The 19,244-nt window shown below is 59.4% G+C and carries 14 protein-coding genes and 5 pseudogenes; 1 reads left to right on the top strand and 18 read right to left on the bottom strand.

All coding sequences use genetic code 11. The features are described from left to right. Positions 1–146: 146 nt before the first annotated feature. The 10 genes and pseudogenes from VOM14_RS23110 to VOM14_RS23070 all read right to left on the bottom strand — a co-directional run. The gene (locus VOM14_RS23110; protein ID WP_327631071.1) at positions 147–416 is read right to left on the bottom strand and encodes a DUF6966 domain-containing protein; all 270 of its coding nucleotides are present in this window, start codon (positions 414–416) and stop codon (positions 147–149) included. 428 nt (positions 417–844) lie between these two features. After that, positions 845–1,027, bottom strand: a pseudogene (locus tag VOM14_RS31485) (RHS repeat-associated core domain-containing protein); the annotation flags it as partial. A gap of 518 nt (positions 1,028–1,545) precedes the next feature. Continuing rightward, on the bottom strand, positions 1,546–1,821 hold the full coding sequence (locus VOM14_RS23100) for a hypothetical protein (protein WP_327631069.1): 276 nt from the start codon (positions 1,819–1,821) through the stop codon (positions 1,546–1,548). 404 nt (positions 1,822–2,225) lie between these two features. Beyond that, positions 2,226–2,417, bottom strand: a pseudogene (locus VOM14_RS31480) (RHS repeat-associated core domain-containing protein); the annotation flags it as partial. A gap of 973 nt (positions 2,418–3,390) precedes the next feature. Next, positions 3,391–3,717 carry a hypothetical protein gene (locus tag VOM14_RS23090; protein WP_327631067.1) on the bottom strand — a complete coding sequence of 109 codons (327 nt, stop codon included), beginning with the start codon at positions 3,715–3,717 and terminating at the stop codon, positions 3,391–3,393. A 77-nt stretch (positions 3,718–3,794) separates the two neighbouring features. Beyond that, positions 3,795–4,220, bottom strand: coding sequence for a scabin-related ADP-ribosyltransferase (locus tag VOM14_RS31475; RefSeq protein ID WP_442955576.1), 426 nt, complete (start codon positions 4,218–4,220; stop codon positions 3,795–3,797). Positions 4,221–4,314: 94 nt separating this feature from the next. Further along, positions 4,315–4,809, bottom strand: coding sequence for a hypothetical protein (locus tag VOM14_RS23085; RefSeq protein WP_327631066.1), 495 nt, complete (start codon positions 4,807–4,809; stop codon positions 4,315–4,317). A gap of 401 nt (positions 4,810–5,210) precedes the next feature. After that, positions 5,211–5,393, bottom strand: a pseudogene (locus VOM14_RS23080) (RHS repeat-associated core domain-containing protein); the annotation flags it as partial. 471 nt (positions 5,394–5,864) lie between these two features. Then, the gene (locus VOM14_RS23075) at positions 5,865–6,293 is read right to left on the bottom strand and encodes a GspH/FimT family pseudopilin (protein WP_327631065.1); all 429 of its coding nucleotides are present in this window, start codon (positions 6,291–6,293) and stop codon (positions 5,865–5,867) included. Positions 6,294–6,302: 9 nt separating this feature from the next. Further along, positions 6,303–7,271, bottom strand: a pseudogene (locus tag VOM14_RS23070) (RHS repeat-associated core domain-containing protein); the annotation flags it as partial. A gap of 247 nt (positions 7,272–7,518) precedes the next feature. Here VOM14_RS23070 and tssM point away from each other — a divergent pair. After that, positions 7,519–9,834 (top strand): annotated as a pseudogene (gene tssM, locus VOM14_RS23065) (type VI secretion system membrane subunit TssM); the annotation flags it as partial. A gap of 70 nt (positions 9,835–9,904) precedes the next feature. Here tssM and VOM14_RS23060 read toward each other — a convergent pair. From VOM14_RS23060 to aceK, 8 genes are all read right to left on the bottom strand, one after another. Beyond that, the gene (locus VOM14_RS23060) at positions 9,905–10,483 is read right to left on the bottom strand and encodes a plasmid fertility inhibition factor family protein (protein ID WP_327631063.1); all 579 of its coding nucleotides are present in this window, start codon (positions 10,481–10,483) and stop codon (positions 9,905–9,907) included. Between the two features lie 533 nt (positions 10,484–11,016). Next, a complete protein-coding gene (locus VOM14_RS23055) occupies positions 11,017–12,327 on the bottom strand; it encodes a dienelactone hydrolase family protein (protein ID WP_327631062.1) in 1,311 nt (436 codons plus the stop codon). 623 nt (positions 12,328–12,950) lie between these two features. Then, positions 12,951–13,400 (bottom strand): YchJ family protein, encoded by a 450-nt coding sequence (locus tag VOM14_RS23050; RefSeq protein ID WP_327631061.1) that lies wholly within the window; start codon positions 13,398–13,400, stop codon positions 12,951–12,953. Positions 13,401–13,407: 7 nt separating this feature from the next. Beyond that, on the bottom strand, positions 13,408–14,538 hold the full coding sequence (locus VOM14_RS23045; RefSeq protein ID WP_327631080.1) for an acyl-CoA dehydrogenase family protein: 1,131 nt from the start codon (positions 14,536–14,538) through the stop codon (positions 13,408–13,410). A gap of 31 nt (positions 14,539–14,569) precedes the next feature. After that, complete coding sequence (locus VOM14_RS23040; protein WP_327631060.1) at positions 14,570–15,247, bottom strand: SDR family oxidoreductase; 678 nt, start codon at positions 15,245–15,247, stop codon at positions 14,570–14,572. A gap of 44 nt (positions 15,248–15,291) precedes the next feature. Further along, positions 15,292–16,500 (bottom strand): acetyl-CoA C-acetyltransferase, encoded by a 1,209-nt coding sequence (locus VOM14_RS23035; protein ID WP_327631059.1) that lies wholly within the window; start codon positions 16,498–16,500, stop codon positions 15,292–15,294. Beyond that, positions 16,493–17,269 carry a carbonate dehydratase gene (gene can / locus VOM14_RS23030; RefSeq protein WP_327631058.1) on the bottom strand — a complete coding sequence of 259 codons (777 nt, stop codon included), beginning with the start codon at positions 17,267–17,269 and terminating at the stop codon, positions 16,493–16,495. Before can ends, VOM14_RS23035 begins: the two co-directional genes overlap by 8 nt. A gap of 80 nt (positions 17,270–17,349) precedes the next feature. Further along, positions 17,350–19,179 (bottom strand): bifunctional isocitrate dehydrogenase kinase/phosphatase, encoded by a 1,830-nt coding sequence (aceK, locus tag VOM14_RS23025; RefSeq protein WP_327631057.1) that lies wholly within the window; start codon positions 19,177–19,179, stop codon positions 17,350–17,352. Positions 19,180–19,244: the final 65 nt, after the last annotated feature.

The following is a 19,244-nucleotide window of genomic DNA, read 5'->3' as shown; positions in this document are numbered from 1 at the left end:
TCGTCGACAAATCCAGACCAAGACCAAGCTGCGTCATCATGTTGCCCCTCACCAAATCCGCTCTGTTTCCAGGATAGCTCGGCAGCAACGTAATGTCAGGACTTTTGCAGATCTTCCTTAACACAAAGCAAGGCCGCGCCTATAGTTTAATGACAAAGCTTATACAGCTCGGTCCTTAAAAAATCCAACTCATTGTTTTCTTGTGTCAATGGTTGTCCGTTCTTGTATAAGACCAAATCATTTAATGAACCCATGCCGCCGTACATTGCGTTTATCTGCGCGCGGACGCTATCGGGATCATTTGCAAGCTGTAGCAAGCAACGGTTAAGAGCATTTGCCCAATCGCTTGCCGCTCCCTGTTTCAGCAAAGCGATCATTCTCGCAAGCACCACTTCTGTACGCTGGATGTCCATCATTTAAGAACGTAAGAATTAATTACTTCGACTCCGTCAATTGTCCACGGCTTTGGCACTACGATCTGCTGTGTTCCTCCGACATAAAAACCGCCCTGCGAACCGACTTCACCCACATAAACCTGCGTTCCAGCAGGAATCTTAACTGCGAATGCAGTATCAAGCGGAGATGTGGCTCCGCCAGGCCAAGTCGGCAACACAGCTTTATCTATACGTGTTTGTACTACTCCCGCTGGAGCCTCTTGGCTAAAGAATTGACCAAGAGGCCGCTCAGCCGTACCAGCACGATATAGCACCGTGTCTTGACTAAGCGTTACCGCTTTATACCTACCTCCGGCAAAAGTCCCAGCCAAGTCATCAGAAAGTGGCCCCGGCTTTATCGCTGAATAGTTTCCACTGGTCTTGCCCAGTTGTGTCGTATTCTCACATGACAACCCTAGTGGGTCGATCCAGCCAACCGGATTCAACCCATAAGCATAAAGATTAACCCCACCCCCCAACCCAATCGGATCCTGGGTAACAAACCGCCCGACCTGCGGATCATAGTACCGGAACAGGTTGTAATGCAGCCCGGTTTCCTCGTCCGCATACTGACCGGCGAATCGCAGTGGCTCATCAAACAGCTTGTAATCATGCCGCTCCGCGCCCCGGAACTCACCGAACCCGGAAAAGCGCGGCTGCCACACTAGTTCGCCGTTGCCGTCCGTGACGCTGTGCACCTGCCCGTTGTCATGAGCATGGTGATGCCAGACTCGCCCGAAGATGAATCGAGCAGGCGGGGGGCAGCAGGGCAGCGCGAGGATCGCCGTTGACCATGGGCGGCTCACTATTACCGCCGGACAAACGACGGGCCGCGCAATTAGCACGGCCTCTTTACTGAGGAAAACATCAAATCTCAAAGTACTGACCGTTGCAATTTGTCCTTGTAGTTAAGTAACTCCTTTTTTATCTTCCATTTTCTGATTGCTGTTTCAACGTAAGTCGAAATTTACTTTGCAATCCTTTTGTTTGGTAAATGATAGAAACAACCGAATCATCATTTGCCTCTTTTTTACGGCTTCTTTTTGTATAAAAAGAGGGGCCTTCCTGATCCCCGTCTGTCAGACTAAATTGAAACTAGTACACATAACGGTTACAGAGATTTCTGCATTTTCTGCGTGGCGCGGCTGAGGGCCTCTAGCCGACACCACCACTCTTTCTGCGTCAATTGCGGAATGTATAAGTCGCCAAACCACTTCACGTGGCATCGCATGTGAATCTGCTCAAGCGCCTTCACGCGCATGGTTGTTGATTGAGACTCATCCCTCGCCGTTTCCAACAGATTTCTAATTTCGGTGGCTTCACTTGCAAAGCCACCAGCTTCAAGATCTCTCGCAATTAGCTCACTTTGTTCTGCCAAGGTTGTCATCGTTCAATCGCTCCCGTGTATTTCCCGCCATCGGTTACTACTTGCCACCCTTGCCCGGTCTTGTCGGCTCCCCACTGTGGCTGGGGCGCGACTCTACCCTCAAGCAGGATTTGATCCCTTGCCAACCAAACTGGATTTTCAACCGCAGCTGTATTACTGGGTGGAAGCGCCAACGCGCTGCTCCGCTCGGCTGGCGTTGCGCCTGCCGACCCGCGCGTGACGAAAACGCCCGAAGCCCTTCCAGTTTCAGATTCCGTGATTAGGAATTGATCTCCCGCTCTTCCGCGGCTGGCGTGAATTTGTCCGTCGAAACTATCGACCATTTCATGTTGCTGCTGGCGCGAAAGCCCACGACTACGCAATAGCTGACGCGCGTTATTGCGCGTGATCGGAGTCCCTGAGCAAGCAGCCAGGCCGAGCGGGTCAATCCACATAATCGGATTGCCATCGGCGTACTGGTAGAGGTTGAGCCCGCCCGCGAGTCCAATCGGGTCCGGCGAGATATACCGCCCACTGTCCGGATCATAGTACCGGAACAGGTTGTAATGCAGCCCGGTTTCCTCGTCCGCATACTGACCGGCGAATCGCAGTGGCTCATCAAACAGCTTGTAATCATGCCGCTCCGCGCCCCGGAACTCACCGAGCCCGGAAAAGCGCGGCTGCCATACGAGATCGCCGTTGCCGTCCGTGACGCTGTGCACCTGCCCGTTGTCATGAGCATGGTGATGCCAGACCGTCGCCCGCCGGCCCGCGACGCGCTCCCCGCCGACACTCACCACCTGCTGATCGACCCGCGCCATCGGCCGGTACGGTGAGTCGGGCGAGTAGACATAGGTATGCACCGTGTCGCTGCGCAGCACCTGCACCATGCGCATGCCTTCCCAGACGAAGCGCGTTTCATCGGTGACTGGCGCTCCGTCCGCCGTGGTGCGGCTCGTGGTCTTGCCGGTGCGTCGGCCGAGCGCGTCGTACGCGTAGCGGGTGCTGTGGAAGCCGCTTCTGCTCTGGCCCGAGGCGCGAACCATGCGCCCTTCATCGTCGTAGACGAAGTCCTGCGCCATGCCGTCCCGCGTCTTGCGGCAGAGCTGGCCGAAGCCGTCGTAGGTGTAGCCGGTGTCGCGAAAGCGGGTCAGCAGATCGCTCAGAACCTTGCTCGCGGTGGCGTCCCGGGTCGCGTCGATCAGATTGTCGGCGGCATCGTAGGCGTACCGTTCGTAGCGTCCGTCATCGTACCCAACCTGCGCACCGATACCTCTCTAACCGTGGACGCCGTGACAGCCGGTCATTCTCGCACTTATTAAAGTCACATTTTGAAATTTCATTGGATCGCATTCTAATGCGTTAGGTAATCCTCCTTGCCCAACTCGTACGTCAATCTCAGAGCTTTCAAGTCTTCCATTGTGGACCAACTCAGACGGATCGGTCGGTCGCTTGGCACGTGACTGGTCACCGCCGGATTCAAACCCGGTAAGCGCGTCAGCTTCAGCATCGATTACTGCTATCGATAACTAATCATCATGCCGGACCATGGCTGACAAACCGACGAAGGGCCGCAATGGGGTCCTTCGTTCATACTAAACTCTGAACCCACGCCTCATAAGCAGCACGTTGCTCCGCGACGCTGCAAACTTGATCGATAGTTGCCGAACCAAAAATATCAACCAAATCCTGCCGCTTCGCCGACTTGCCGGAGTGCAGTAGATAGACTTTTCGACCACCTCCCATCTGTAAGGCCATTTGTGATGGATAAGCGTCCTTGCGAGCGCCATTGCATAGAATAAAATAATGATTTTGCTCAAGCGCCCGACGATAAGCCGATAGCGCATCAAACAAATTGTTGTCAGTAAATGAGAGTTCGCCAAAGCACGGGCTGCGAACCGTAATTGTAACGGGCACGCCTTCAGTAATTTAAATCTCGCAACATTTTTTATCACCGACCAAGGATGAAATTTCTACTGAGACATTTGTCATGACTAGTTTCCGACGTATGCAGGGTTTTTTATAAGCGGTCCTGGAAAGCCACCATTCGAGTCAACTTCCCATGCTCCCATAATATCAGGCGGGTGAATGCCGCCGGGGACAGCGACTTCAAGCTCGTGAGGGAACGGACTGTTAGAGCCAAGTGCTGCGTTCACATTTACTCCCCGCGGTCGGCCTTTGATCGTATAAACATATCCTCCTCCCTGCATTTCTGCAAACTCGCGAGCAACAGTGGGAGATTTGGACGTAGACACAAAAATGCTTGGTTCGTTCTTTAGCGCGTAACTGTACAAATCGGTATTCTTGCCGAGTGATTGAAATCCCTCATTGAAAACCTTATTGGGTGAGCGACCCTCACCTCGGAAAACAAATCCCTGCTTTCCCGACTGTTTTCCTGTACCGCCACCTTCACATGACAACCCAAGCGGATCAATCCACTCAACCGGGTTCGGCGCATAACAATCACTGCCGGGTAACAGAAAGGCCGCTGACGCGGCCTTTCTGTTACCACTATCAAGTTTTACGCTCGGGGTGACTTGTGGAATGCCTGAATGCCGCAAAGATCGCTTGTCCGATTTTTCCTGTTCCGGCTTCCCAAGAAATAGACTCGATCTTCTCTTCAATAGCCGATTCGACCGGAGATATTCGGCAATTATCCACCGGAATTACATTTATGTAACGTGTGGTTTTATCGTATTTTATCCAAATATAACGAGAATTTTTATAAAAAGAAGCCCATCCTTTTGCCCCTACCCATGAACAAAACAGTTGGCGAAGCTCCTTTGTTTGCCATGGAGAGAACGGCGGCTTTATCGAATTGAAATTATCTAGTGCCGAAATGCATAGCGATCCCATTTCCGTATCAGAGCAATCGCATGGCAAATCTCCAGCCAAAGCAACGCGTTCCGTTGGCCCGCCACCCTTCGGCCACATTTGATGGCTTTTCTGTATAACCCAATAACGATTTTTGTACTCGTAAATTTCAGAAAATCCGTCCTTGTCAAGCATGATAAATTCCAGAATTAATAATTTCCATTGAACAGATCAGGAGGTTCAATTCTTATTACATTTGATGGGCCAAGGCGGGTTCCCGCCATGGGGCCGCTTTCAATAATTCCACCGTTTGCGGAAATAAGTGGATAGCCTGCTTTCTGATTCGGAGTGTATGGTGCGGTAGCTGATGCCTTTGCATCCATCAAAAGTGGAGAATTATTCGGGCCAGTCATTTCCACAACGTTATCAAGCCGAACCCTATATTTTACAGGATTGCCTTGAGCATCAATTGGTCGGACCAATGCCTGCTCATGCACGGCACTTGCCCCATATTTTCCCTTTAATGCCGCAGTTGTATTGGCTTCATGCAACGCTCCTGCTTTTCGGTTTTTGGCGAGTTGTGCTGGTGTGCATGAAAGCCCCAGCGGATCGATCCACGTAACCGGATTGGGCGCAAATTGATAAAGATTAACCCCACCCCCCAATCCAATCGGGTCGGGACTGATATACCTTCCGGTCTCCGGATCATAGTACCGGAACAGGTTGTAATGCAGCCCGGTTTCCTCGTCTGCATACTGACCGGCGAATCGCAGTGGCTCATCAAACAGCTTGTAATCATGCCGATCCGCGCCCCTGAACTCACCGAGCCCGGAAAAGCGCGGCTGCCATACGAGATCGCCGTTGCCGTCCATGACGCTGTGCACCTGCCCGTTGTCATGAGCATGGTGATGCGCGGGCCACATGGGCGGCGACCCATGTGGCCCGTTGACCACCACCGGTTCACAGGAGAACTGATCATGGCCGATGCCAATCTTAGGGACGTTCACCCGTCACGGATCGATTCGTGACCATCCAGCAGTCGCAGCGCCAGCCGCGCAACTGGAGCGTCGGTTACACGCCGCCGCTTTATCCGTGGATGAAGCTCGCCGGGCAGTGAATCGAGCACGCAGGATTCACACCGAGGCAGCGCGCGAAGATCGCCGTTGAGCAGGGCCGGCTCACTATCACCGCCGGACAGACGAAGGGCCTTGCAATTAGCGTGGTTTACTTACTGGGGGGAACTTCAAATCTCAAAGTACTGACCGTTGCCATTTGTCTTTGTAGTTAAGTAACTCCTTCTTTTTTATCTTCCATTTTCCTGATTGCTGTTTCAACGTAATTCTAAATTTACTTTGCAATCCTTTTGTTTGGTAAATGATAAAAGCAACCGAATCATCCGTTGCCTCAACACTTTCTTCGACGTCGCTGTCTGGATCATATGTGGGTGGATCAGTGCAGCCCAGATCAATCAGCCGGCCTTGATTTGACTTTTCTGGAAATGCCCATTTAACGAGAATGGCCGTAAGTTCCTTTCTCCATTCATTATCCACAAGTGCTATATCTCGATTTTCTTTCAGTGCCGTCTGTTTGGCTCGGTAAAAATCATTTTCCCATCGATTCATTGCCGACATGAACTCTATCAAGGCATTCCGCGCCTGCTCCAGTTCTTTGTGCGTCATTTGAAACCCTCAGTTGTTGAATTCACCGCTCAAGACCTTTTTGCCACCCTGTAGAATTTCGTAGAGTATTTGGGTTGGTCGCGTCCCGCCATTGCCGTAAATGAACCGTATATCAACATCGGCCGAGCCAACCCGCCTTACATAGGAGGCCACCTGAGCTTCAAAGGTTCTGAAGGATCCACGATTGATACCAAGTAATTGTGGAAATACGCCGTCCACGCCACCATTACCGCCGAGAAGCTTTCCAATAATGTGTCCAGCATCGTCAGTCGCATTTCCCAACGATCGAGCCAACGCTCTGGATGATGCGTTTGTCGCCGTTCCTGTGCCAAGGTCTTTGGCAGTAATCGTCGCAGTCGCACGCAAGGGTTGCCCTGCCGATCCCCGTGTGACCGTTGTTGTTACACACAGCCCCCACGGATCAATCCAGCCAATCGGGTTTGGCCCATAAGCATAAAGATTAGTGCCACCTCCCAACCCAATCGGATCCTGGGTAACAAACCGCCCGACCTGCGGATCATAGTACCGGAACAGGTTGTAATGCAGCCCGGTTTCCTCGTCCGCATACTGACCGGCGAATCGCAGTGGCTCATCAAACAGCTTGTAATCATGCCGATCCGCGCCCCTGAACTCACCGAACCCGGAAAAGCGCGGCTGCCACACGAGATCGCCGTTGCCGTCCGTGACGCTGTGCACCTGCCCGTTGTCATGAGCATGGTGATGCCAGACCGTCGCCCGCCGGCCCGCGACGCGCTCCTCGCCGACACTCACCACCTGCTGATCGACCCGCGCCATCGGCCGGTACGGTGAGTCGGGCGAGTAGACATAGGTATGCACCGTGTCGCTGCGCAGCACCTGCACCATGCGCATGCCTTCCCAGACGAAGCGCGTTTCATCGGTGACCGGCGCTCCGTCCGCCGTGGTGCGGCTCGTGGTCTTGCCGGTGCGTCGGCCGATCGCGTCGTACGCGTAGCGGGTGCTGTGGAAGCAGGGCGAACTGCCCGTCATTGACGAGGCGCCACCGGCTAAGGAGGCCGGCACCGGCGAGGCGCAGGCCGACACGAAGAAGAAGGAGCCCTCTGGCGCGGCGTCGAGCGGCGGCGTGTCACCCAGCTCGAAATCCAGCAGCATGGTGGTCGATCCGAACGATCTGCGCCGAAGCACCGACGAAGCCGAGTGGCAAGGCCTTCTCGGCCTGCTGCGCAGCCATCGTCCGCGCGCGCCTATCTTCGTATGGCTTGCCATCGGACTGCGCGTCAGTTTTGGCCATAACAGCGACTATCTGGATGCGATCGAACGCAAGACTCAGGCGCTCGCGACGAAGGTCACGCAACTCTACCGGGAGCCGAAACCGGAGGCCGTGCCCGATACATTGACCGATGCCCGCTACCTGGCGAGCCAGCGCGGTCTCGATCTGTCGAATCCGGACAGCGCTTACCGCTTCGGCCTCTACACCGGTTCCGATGTCGCCGCGGAGAGTCGCCGTACCTACGATGCGCTCGAAGACAATCTGCTTCTGCCGCAACTCGTGAAACGTATGGAATCCGTACTGTCCGGCGCGATTGTGGCCCGCGACCCCAAAGCCGCCTACGACACGTTGCGCGTCTATCTGATGCTTCACGACAAGGCGAAATTCAGCGCCGACGACGTCAAGGCATGGGTGCTCGACGACTGGGCGAGAACCGACAGCGCGGCCGTGTTCGGCGGACGGGCGTCGATGATCGATCACGTACAGCAGCTTTTCTCCGGCTCGCGCGCGGTTCAGTCGCCGTTCGTGCGCAATGACGCGCTGATCCAGCAAGCCCGTTCTTTCCTCGACAGCAGCAATGCCACGCAACGGCTCTACGAGCGCGCCAAGGCTGCCATGCAAAAAGAAGCGCCCGACGAATTCACGCTATTGCGAGCGGTCGGCCCGCAGGCAGGCACGGTGTTCACACGGGAAAGCGGCGCGCCGCTTTCGCGCGGCGTGCCAGGCATTTTCACGTTCGACGGCTATCGGAACCTGTTCGACAAGCGGCTGCCCGAATTCGTGCAGGTTGCGCGTGAAGACGACGCATGGGTGATGGGCCGTTCGTTACTCGGCGATGCTCAAAAAAAAACGCTTGAGATCGTGAGTTCGGCCACCGGTGCGGACGACCCGTTGACCGAGGCGATCCGCCGGCAGTATCTGAGCGAATATGCGCAGCAATGGGACGCATTTCTAGGCGATATCCGCACTGTCAGCGGCACGAGCCTTGCCTTTGATCTTCAGGTTTTGCGCAGCTTCGCGGCGCCCGACTCGCCGCTCTCGCGGCTTGCGCGAGCGGCGGTCCGCGAGACCACACTGGCGCAGTCTGCCTCGCCGCCCGACGGCTCACTGATGCAAAAAGCGACCGGGCAGATCGTCCAGAAAGCCGACGGCGCGCTCGGCATTCGGGCGGAGGAGCGGACTGAACGGGAACTCGTCGACAGCCATTTTGCCGCGCTTCGTGAGGTCGTAACCGGTAATACGGATTCGCAGACGAGTGCGCCCGGCGGGCAGCCGGCTGCCGTGCAGGCAGGCAAGACCGGGCTCGATGGCGTAGCCAATATCCTGAACGACTATTACACGGCGCTCACCGTGGCGGACAACGCGCTCACCAACAACAGCATGCCACCGGCGAGCGACGTCGCCGCGAGACTGAAGATGACGGCCGGCACAATGCCCGCGCCGTTTCGCTATGTCTTGCTGAAACTTGCGCAGCAAGGCTCGCAGGAGGTGAACCACGGCATTGGTCAGCTTCTGTCGCGGCAGATGCAGGCTGTGGTCGGCGACGCGTGCCGGCTCACGATCGAGGGCAACTATCCCTTCGCGAAGGACAGCCCGCGCGACGTCAGTATCGACGACTTCACGAGAGTGTTTGCTCAAGGCGGCGTCATCGACGATTTCTTCATCAAGACGTTGGCGCCGTTTGTCGATACATCGGCAAGACCTTGGCGCTACCGCACGCTGCCCGGCGCCACCGATGCGGTTCAGGGACCGGATCTCGAACCTTTCGAGCACGCGAAGGCCATTCGTGATGTGTTCTTCGGCGACGTAGGCCAGAAGCAGCTCAACTGGAAAGCGACAATTCAGATTCCCGAACTCGATCCGACGATCACCGGCCTGACGATCGACATAGACGGGCAGACTTTGCTTTATCAGCACGGGCCTGTGCAGCCGTTCGGGCTGGCGTGGCCGGGGCCGCGCGGAGGGGTGCACGCGGAGATGACCGCGAGTCCACGCATCCGTCCGGACACGTCGACCATTTCAGCCGATGGCCCTTGGGCGCTAATGCGCCTGGCCCAGAAAGGTCACACGATGGAGACGGCGACGCCTGGCCGTACACGCATCGCATTCGACTTCGACGGACGCAAGACGGTGCTCGACATTGCGAGCGCGGGCAGTGTCGCCAATCCGCTGACGAGCGATGTGCTGAGAACATTCCGTTGCCCCAGCTCAATGCCCGTATTCAGTCTGACTGACAGTGGGCCGCCGCCGGGATTGCCGCCTGCCGGCGCGTTTCCCGGCGCGCCTCGCTAAACGTCCGACGCCGCCAATGCACGCACGGCCGAAGACGAGCGGCCGTGCCACGCATTCGGTGCTTAATCGCTTATCGCGATTGCGCAAAGTCCCGAAGAATGCGCCGTGCCTGCATGCGTTCGGCCGCCCGCAACTCCTTCATGTACTGCTCGTCTGACGTGGGCGAAAGCAGATCGGCCGTGGTCCGGACGCGGCTGCCGGCCGCGCCGGCGCATTTTTGCAGCTCAGTTGCGTCGTCGATACGACACGACACGGGGAAGACCGTGGCGCCGGCCGTGAGCAGCCAGATGGTTCGCGTTACGCCGTCGGTGAGGCTCAGGTGCGGCGCGCCGTCGCCGTTTTTGCGGCATGCCATGACGGCAAGGGGAACGGGGTCGAATTGACCTTCCATGAAACCTAGTTCTGCGGCGGCGAATTTCTCGTCGGAAGGCCAAAAAACCCCCGACGTATCTCTGCAGTCTTCACTGGTGCCCTCGGTGCGTTGCCACTGCTCAAGCAGCCGGTCCGCGTCGACTTCAACAACGGCAATTGTGGTGTCTTCTGTCGGGGGGGACACTCTCATAAATACTGTTCCGAAATTGGCTGTCGGAATCTGAAACACTGCGCAGCGCTTCTTCGCGTGCCACGCGATGCCGTAGAGCGTCTTCACGTCCTTCTCCTCTCGTGATGGTCCGTGTATTTATAGCGGGCGAAGCTTCGCTCAGAAATGGGAGAAGTCCCAATCGTCGATGGCGCGGCGAGGGGCGTCACGATCGAAGGGGTGTGATGAGATGGTGTGCTTTGTTTCCCGCTTGAGAGTCACGTTCATCCCGAAATAATGCGCTTGTGCGAATGGGGGGGTCACACGTCCAGTAATCAAAAAATAATCTGGTGAACTTATCAATCAGTATTGGTCTACTTATGTCGTTGCACTTCTCGAAACCTTAACTTCGAACCTTAACTTCGTGACCACTCGTCATATGTTCAAGCCACTTCAGATCCGGGCGCTTGCAGTGTCGGGCGTGGAGCGCGACGGAAACGCCCATTGCCCGCAAAGGCGACCGCGTGACAGGTCCGCTTTGTCCGCCACACGTCTTTGAAATTGCCGAGGGACTCGTCGGGTCTCTGGACTTTGGTCAGGAACTCGCGGGCGAAGCAGAAGACGACTCGCGGAGCAATACTGATTGCGCAACCGGCGCCCGACTATTCCCGGCTGGCAATAGCCCGCCGCGCTTCGTCGGCGGAAGAGACGGAAGGGGAATCAGAAAAAGCGCCGGCAGCGCCCGAACCGCTATCCGCCGTCCGCGCGCCCTGATCTCCCCACACCACGGAGTTATCGACCGCATACAGGCGGCAAGGCGCGGAACTCTGCTTCTGGCAATTGGCGATCGCGACCGACATTGGATCGTCACCGCCCTCGGCCCACGACCATGCGCCCGTATTCGACACCGCGAATGCCCGGCTCGGATACTGGTGGAGGAAGTTCCGATACCCATTGCGGCCGGCTTCATCGACGTAAGGCACGGCGTCGATGGCATCGACTGAAGCAAAGCCGCTCGCTTTCGGCGCCGATGGATCGGACACGCGATACTGCACGCCCGTGGGCATGCCCACGCGCGCGAGGAAGGACTCGACGGCGGGCCACCACACGTGCACGCCGTCACGGTCGCCGACCAGCCGGTGCGCGTCGTTCTTGTAGCGGCCGTAGTCCACCATCTTCGCGCTTGTGCCGTGCGCGATGTACGCGGCGTACATGCCGGCCACGAGGGGCGCGTTCCACACCGAATCGTTGTCGCCGTACATCCACAGCGACGGCACTTTCGTCTTGTCGCCGTACGCGCCGAACGCGCGCGTCAGGTTGCCCTGCCAGTCGGTGCACGCGTCCTGGCGCAAGCCCCCCGAGAAATTGATCAGCGCACGCACGCCGGGCGCGGCTTCGGTGCCGTACGCCATCGTCGCAAGACCGCCATGCGACGTGCCCGCGACGACGATATGCGAAGCGTCGACATAAGACTGCTTCGACATGTAGTCGATGGTGGCCGCGACGTCGCCGGCCTGCGACATGCCATTGCGTTCGACGTCGCAACCATCCTGCTGATAGACGCCGCCCGACTGGCCGAAGCCCTGGCGGTTCGGCGCCACCACCACATAGCCGCGGCGCACGAATTCGCGCGCGAACGGCAGCGGGTCGCTGCGTTCCTGCATGTGCGGGTCGCCGGGAATCTTGCCGTGGTTGAAGACGATCATCGGAAACGGGCCTGGGCCGTCCGGTTTATAAATCGTCGTTTGCAGGGTGATCTGGCCGTCGGCGTCGACGGGAATGCGGATGATCTCTTCATTGAGCCGCGCGCTCGGCAGATAGACGTCGTCCTGAAGCGCGATGCGCGGTACCTGAGCGCGAGCCAAGGGTCCGGGCTGGGCGTCCTCGAGCGGGTTCGCCTGCGCGATCGCGACAGCGCAGATGGCCGCTGCGCACATCACCGCACCTTTCATCAGAACCTTGCTCAACACCATTCACGCACCTGCCTCAGAAAACTGCCTGAACACCGGATGTCCGTTTATCGAAGGAAGCGGCTGACATTTGCCTTTCGCTCACGTTTGCGACAAACAAAAACATACTCACGTACGCATTGCGCGAAGCGCACGCACGCCAATCGAGATCGCACGGGATAAACCCAACGGCCGGCGCGACCCCACGCGCCGATGATGAACGTCACGTCCGCCGCCCGGGACCGCCGTGCAACCCTTGAAAATCCGGGTGATCGGCGCTCGCCGGTGCCAGCCTGCGGAGCCCTTGGTAGCGGGCCCTCGCAGCGTGACGCCACGATGCAACAGCCCCATCCTGGCACGACAATTTTGTTTTGTGCAATCAAGGAGAACCCGCGACGAAAAAATTGCCGCGTGCCGCAAACGCCCGCTGCGCGGGCGTCACGCCGAAGCGCAGGAGGTTGGCGCGATGTGTAGGTGTCCGCATCGGCGGTGCGCGAAAAGCGGGGCCGTAGCATCGGGCCAACAAAAGAAAATGGCCCCGCTAAAGGGCCAAATGTGATCGCGGCGCGTCATCTGTCGCCGCGTTGCCGCCGCGTTGCCGCCGCGCTGCCGCCGCGCGATGTCAGTCTTCGAAATGCGCTGAGAAGTTATTCGCTCACATCGCCGTCGACATAGAGCCAGCGTCCGTCGTCAGTGCGAATAAAGCGGCTCAGTTCCTGCAGCCGATGCGCGCGGCCCGCGACCTTGTAGCGCGCAACGAACTCGACCGTCGCATGATGCGGATCGATTTCCGCGAACGCCTTGATGTGCAGTCCGAGCCAACGCGGGGCGTCGGGCGCGGCCGGGTCCGCGTCGAGATCGGCGGGGCAGGTCTCGGGCGACCAGGTGGCGCGCAGATAATCCGTTGCGCCGACAACATACGCGCTGTAACGGGAGCGCATCAGCTCCAGCGCGCGTGGCGCAAGTTCGCCGCTGTCGATGTAACGGCCGCAGCACTGCGCGAAACGCGGTGTTTTTGTGCCGCCGGGCTGGCCGGGCATAGCGCCGCCGCAAGGGCAATCGGCGGGGCGCTGGGCGGAGGGTGGCTGTTTCTTCATCGAACTCCTAACCGAGACCGCGCGCAATCAGGATTTTCTGGATGTCGCTCGTGCCTTCGTAAATCTGGCACACACGCACGTCGCGATAAATCCGCTCGACGGGAAAGTCGCTCAGATAGCCGTAGCCGCCGTGAATCTGCAGCGCCGCCGAACAGATGCGCTCCGCCGCTTCCGACGCAAACAGTTTCGCCATCGCGGCTTGCGTGAGGCACGGCTCGCCCGCGTCTTTCAGCGAGGCCGCGTGCCAGATCAACTGCCGCGCGGCTTCGAGTTGCGTCGCCATATCGGCGAGACGGAATTGCACGGCCTGATGCGCGAAAAGCGGCTCGCCGAAGCTCTGGCGTTCCTTCGCGTAGCTCAACGCGGCTTCGAACGCGGCGCGCGCCATGCCGACACTTTGCGCCGCGATGCCGATGCGTCCGCCTTCGAGCCCCGACAGCGCGATCCGATAACCTTCGCCTTCCGCGCCGATCCGATTCGCCGCGCTCACGCGGCAGTCCTCGAACAGGATTTGTGCGGTGTCCGAAGAATGCTGGCCGAGCTTGTCTTCGAGTCGCGCGACGACGTAGCCGGGGTTGTCGGTCGGCACGATAAACGCGCTGATGCCGCGTTTGCCCGCTGCCTTGTCGGTGACGGCCATCACGATCGCGACGTTGGCGTTCTTGCCGCTCGTGATGAACTGCTTGACGCCGTTCAGCACGTACGCGTCGCCGTCGCGGATCGCGGTGGTGCGCAGCGCCGAGGCGTCGGAACCGGCTTGCGGCTCGGTCAGGCAAAACGCGCCTAGCATCTCGCCCCGCGCGAGCGGCGTGAGCCAGTCGCGCTTTTGCGCGTCGGTGCCGTAGGCGAGCAGGATGCTGCACACCGGGCAATTGTTCACGGAAATCGCCGTGGATGTGCCGCCGTCGCCCGCGGCGATTTCTTCGAGAATCAGCGCGAGCGCCAGCGCGTCCATCCCGGCGCCGCCGTGGGCCTCGGGCACGAGCACGCCGTAAGCGCCGAGTTCCGCGAGTTGCCGGTGCACCTCTTTCGGGAACGTGCGCTCGCGATCCCACGTCGCGGCATACGGTGTGATCGCCTCGCGCACGAAGGTGCGCAGCGCGTCGCGGACCATCAGGTGATCCTGATCGAGCACCATCAGCGTGTCTCCTCTTTGGACCTGCGCAAGCTCACCATTCGAGTTGCGTCCCATCGTATTGATAGAAGCAGCCATTGAATGCGTCCCGCGAGGCCGCCGCCTGCGCGAGCACGTTGCGCATGCCGGTGACGCTGCTCGCGGGGTCGACCGCCGCCTGTGCGCCGCCCATGTCGGTCTGCACCCAGCCCGGATGCAACGACACACAGGCGGCGCGCCGGGCCTCCAGCGACGCGAGCTTCAGCGCGTCGTTGAGCGCCGCCTTGCTCACGCGATACAGCCAGCCGCTCGACCCGCTTGCATCGGCGATGCTGCCCATCCGGCTCGAAATCACCGCGAGCACGCCGCCCGTTTCCTCGACGAGCGGCAGCAGGAGCGGTATCAATTGCATCGGGCCGCGCACGTTGGTGTGCATCACGTGATCGAAGTCTTCGGCGGTGATGGTTTCGATGCCGTCCGTGCGCGGCCCGTACACGCCCGACACGACGATGGCCGTATCGACGTGCTCGCCGTCGAGCTTCCAGCCGAGCGCGGCGATGTCCGCGGGTTCGGTGACGTCGACGGAATAGGTTTGCGCGCCGAGCTGATTCAGCGCGTCGAGCGCGGCGCCGTCGCGCGCGGTGGCGAGCACGCGCCAGCCGCTATTTCTGTATTGCCGGACAAACTCGTGGCCGATGCCGCGCGATGCCCCAACGATCAACACTGTCTTCATGAATCACCTCAAACGATGAAACGCCTCGACGCGCCAGGCACGCGTCAAACCAGTTCGATACCCATGGCGGTTGCTTCGCCGCCGCCGATGCACAGTGTCGCGACGCCGCGCTTGCCGCCGCGCTTTTTGAGCGCGCCGATCAGCGTGACGAGAATGCGTGCGCCGGATGCGCCGATCGGATGGCCGAGCGCACACGCGCCGCCGTTCACGTTGACCTTGTCGTGCGGCAGCTTGTGTTCCTTTATGGCGGCCATGGTGACGACCGCGAACGCTTCGTTGACCTCGTACAGGTCGACTTCGTCGGCGCGCCAGCCGTTCTTCTCGAACAGCTTGCGGATCGCGCCGACCGGCGCGGTGGTGAACTTCGCCGGCTCCTGCGCGAAGGTCGAGTGCCCGACCACGCGCGCAATGGGCGCGACGTTGAGCCGCTTCGCCGTCGATTCGCGCATCATGACGAGCGCCGCGGCGCCGTCGGAAATCGACGACGAGTTCGCCGCCGTCACGGTGCCCGTTTTGCTGAACGCGGGCTTGAGCGTGGGGATTTTCTCGATGTTGGCCTTGAAGGGCTGTTCGTCGTGATCGACGGTCACGTCGCCTTTGCGGCTTGCCACCTTCACCGGCGCGATTTCCCATGCGAACGAACCGTCTTCGTTCGCGCGCTTCGCGCGGTTCAGCGACTCGACGGCGAATGCGTCTTGTGCCTCGCGCGTGAACTCGAACGAGCCCGCGCATTCTTCCGCGAAGGTGCCCATCAGGCGGCCTTTTTCGTAGGCGTCTTCGAGGCCGTCGTAGAACATGTGGTCGATCACCTGGCCATGACCCATGCGCATGCCGTCGCGCGCCTTGGGCAGCAGATACGGCGCATTCGTCATGCTCTCCATGCCGCCGGCGACGATCACGTCGACCGAGCCGGCGGCCAGCATGTCGTGCGCGAACATGGCCGCGCGCATGCCCGAGCCGCACATCTTGTTCACCGTGGTGCTGCCGGTGGAAAGCGGCAAGCCCGCGCCGAGCGCCGCCTGACGCGCGGGCGCCTGGCCGAGGCCGGCGGGCAGCACGCAACCCATCACCACTTCGTCGATCTGTTCGGGTTTGAGACCCGCGCGCTGGACCGCGGCTTCGATTGCGACCGAGCCCAGTTGCGGCGCGCTCAGCGATGCGAAATCGCCCTGAAACGCGGCCATCGGCGTGCGCGCGACGCCCACGATCACAATCGGATCAGCCATCGTGTCGCTCATGTTTGTCTCACTCATGTTTTAGCTCCTTGATCACACCTTCGACGATAGCCGGCACGTCGCCGAGCTGCGCCGCATCGGCGGCGACCACGTCGTTGTTGGCTTCGTGCGCGTGGCTCGCCGACACGGCGGCCACGCAACGCTGGTAGGTTTCGTCGAGCGCGGCTGCGCTGTTGATCGTCATGCCGAGGTCGCGCACCTTGCCGTCGTGCACGCCGTACGCCCAGCCGTGCACGCTCAGTTGCTGGCCGCGCGCCCATGCATCGTTGATGATGGTCGTGCGGCACACGTTCACCACCTGCTCGATCGTGTTCAGTTCGACGAGACGGCGGTGACGCGCTTCGCCGAGCGGCCACTCGTCGAGCAGCGCGGCGTGTTTCGCGCGGACGTCCTGCACGTGATGCAGCCAGTTGTCCGCGAGACCCACGCGCTGGCCGTGCAACGCCGCGCCCACGCCCGAGCAGCCGTAATGGCCGACCACCATGATGTGCTTGACCTTCAGCAGATCGACGGCGAACTGAATCACCGACAGGCAATTCAGATCGGTATGCACCACCACGTTGGCGATGTTTCTATGCACGAACACTTCACCCGGCGGCAGGCCGATGATCTGGTTCGCCGGCACGCGCGAATCGGAGCAGCCGATCCACAGATATTCGGGCGTCTGCTGATGCGCGAGACGCGAGAAGTACTCGGGGTCTTCGGACAATTGGCGGGCGACCCACGCGTCGTTGTTGTCGAACAGATGCGCGAGCGGATGGGCGGAGTTGGAAGCGTTCGTGTTCATGAGGCGTCTGGTCAGTTATTCGGCCGTTCGTGCGGCCCGTGTTGTTGCGTTGGATGTCGGGTGAATGTCGTCGTGCTGCGCTACGCCACTCGCACCGTGAGTTCGTCGGCTTGCGTATCGGCAGCACCCGGCGCATTCGGTGCAAAGCGCTCCGGATAGCGGATGCAAAATCGCACGCTGGCGTCGTACGGAAAAAAGTCAGGCAGTTCGCCTTTCAGTAAATGATCCTTGTGCCGCTGCCATAGCGCCGGATCGAAAAAGTCCGCGTGATGTTGCATGAACGAGCGGCGCACGCGTGGATCGCCGAGCAGGAAAGTGCCATAGGTCTCCGGGAAAATGTCGTGTGGGCCGATCGAATACCACGGTTCGCCCGACATTTCGTCTTCCTCGTTACGCGGCGCCGGCACCGCGCGCACGTTGCAGTCGGTCAGATATTCGATTTCGTCGTAGTCGTAGAACACCACACGGCCGTGGCGCGTCACGCCGAAGTTCTTGTACAGCATGTCGCCCGGGAAGATGTTCGCCTGCATGAGTTCCTTCACCGCATTGCCGTATTCCTTGATGCCGTGATCGACGTCGGCGTCGTTGCCGTTTTGCAGGAACAGATTCAGCGGCACCATGCGGCGCTCGATATACATATGGCGAATCACGAGATTGTCGCCGTCGTATTCGAGCAGCGACGGCACCTCTTTTTTCAGTTCGCGCACGAGCGCTTCGTCGAGCCGCGAGATGGGCAGCGCGACGCTCGAATATTCGAGCGTGTCGGCCATGCGGCCCAAACGGTCATGTCGTTTGACGAGCTGATACTTCTCCTGGATCTTCGCGCGCGTGGTTTCCTTCGGCGGCGGGAAGTTGTCCTTGATCAGCTTGAACACGTAAGGGAAAGACGGCAGCGTGAACACCAGCATCACGAGCCCCTTGATGCCGGGTGCGACGATGAACTGATCGCTCGAATGCGACAGGTGATGCAGCAGGTCGCGATAAAACAGATTCTTGCCTTGCTTCTGCAAGCCGACGGACGTGTAGATCTCCGCCTTCGGTTTGCCCGGCATGATCATGCCGAGAAACTCGACGCAAGCGGACGGCACTTCCATATCGACCAGAAAGTACGAGTGCGAGAAGCTGAAAATGATCAGCAACTGTTCGCGCTTGAGCAGCACGCTGTCGACCGCGAGCACGCCGGGCTTCACATGACGCAGCGGCAGCGCGAACGGCAGCAGCAGATCGCCGTTGATGATCCGCCCGACGATATACGCCGACTTGTTGCGAAAGAACAGCGACGAGAGCACATGAATCTGGAAGTTGGGCGCTTCGTCGAATGTGCCGAACGCGTCGTGGATGGCCTGCATCACGCAGCCCACGTCGCGCGTCAGATCCTCAAACGGCGGGTCGAGCTGAAAGTTCGTGACGATGCGCTCCAGCGTGGCCGCGAGGCCGTCCTTGCCGGGATAGTACGCACGATAAGTCGGCTTCGCGGCGGGCTCGTCGTTCTCCAGATATTCGGTCGAGATCGCCGGGCGCACGAAAATGAAGTCGTTATTGAAGTACGAGCGGTGCAGGATCTTGCAGCACACCGAATTGAAAAACGTTTCCGCGCACTCGGGCTGGCGGTGCGTGGTCAGAAGGCCGATGTAATGCAGCTTGATCTGCTGCCACACTTCGCGGTCGATCCGTTCCGCGTCGTATTCGTCTTCGAGCAGCTCGACGCATTCGTGCACGCGATCGTCGTATGACGTGATGCGCTCGCGCGCGAGCTTTTGCAGCCCGTGCCAGTCGCCGGTCTCGAACAGCGTTTTGGCGTGGATCGCCGCGTCGCGAAAGATCCGGTAGTGCCGGTTGAATCCTTCGAGCATCGTCTGGGCGACGTCAAAGCCGATTTGCGACGACAACAGTTTGGGGAAGTGATTCATGTCGGCCGTGCACTCGTCTCATGTCGTGAAGACACCCGTGATTGTATCGTCCGGGCGGCCTCGCG

It is taken from the genome of Paraburkholderia sp. MPAMCS5 (genome assembly GCF_036016995.1).
Taxonomy (GTDB): Bacteria; Pseudomonadota; Gammaproteobacteria; order Burkholderiales; family Burkholderiaceae; genus Paraburkholderia.
This window is presented reverse-complemented; position numbering and strand designations above follow the sequence as displayed.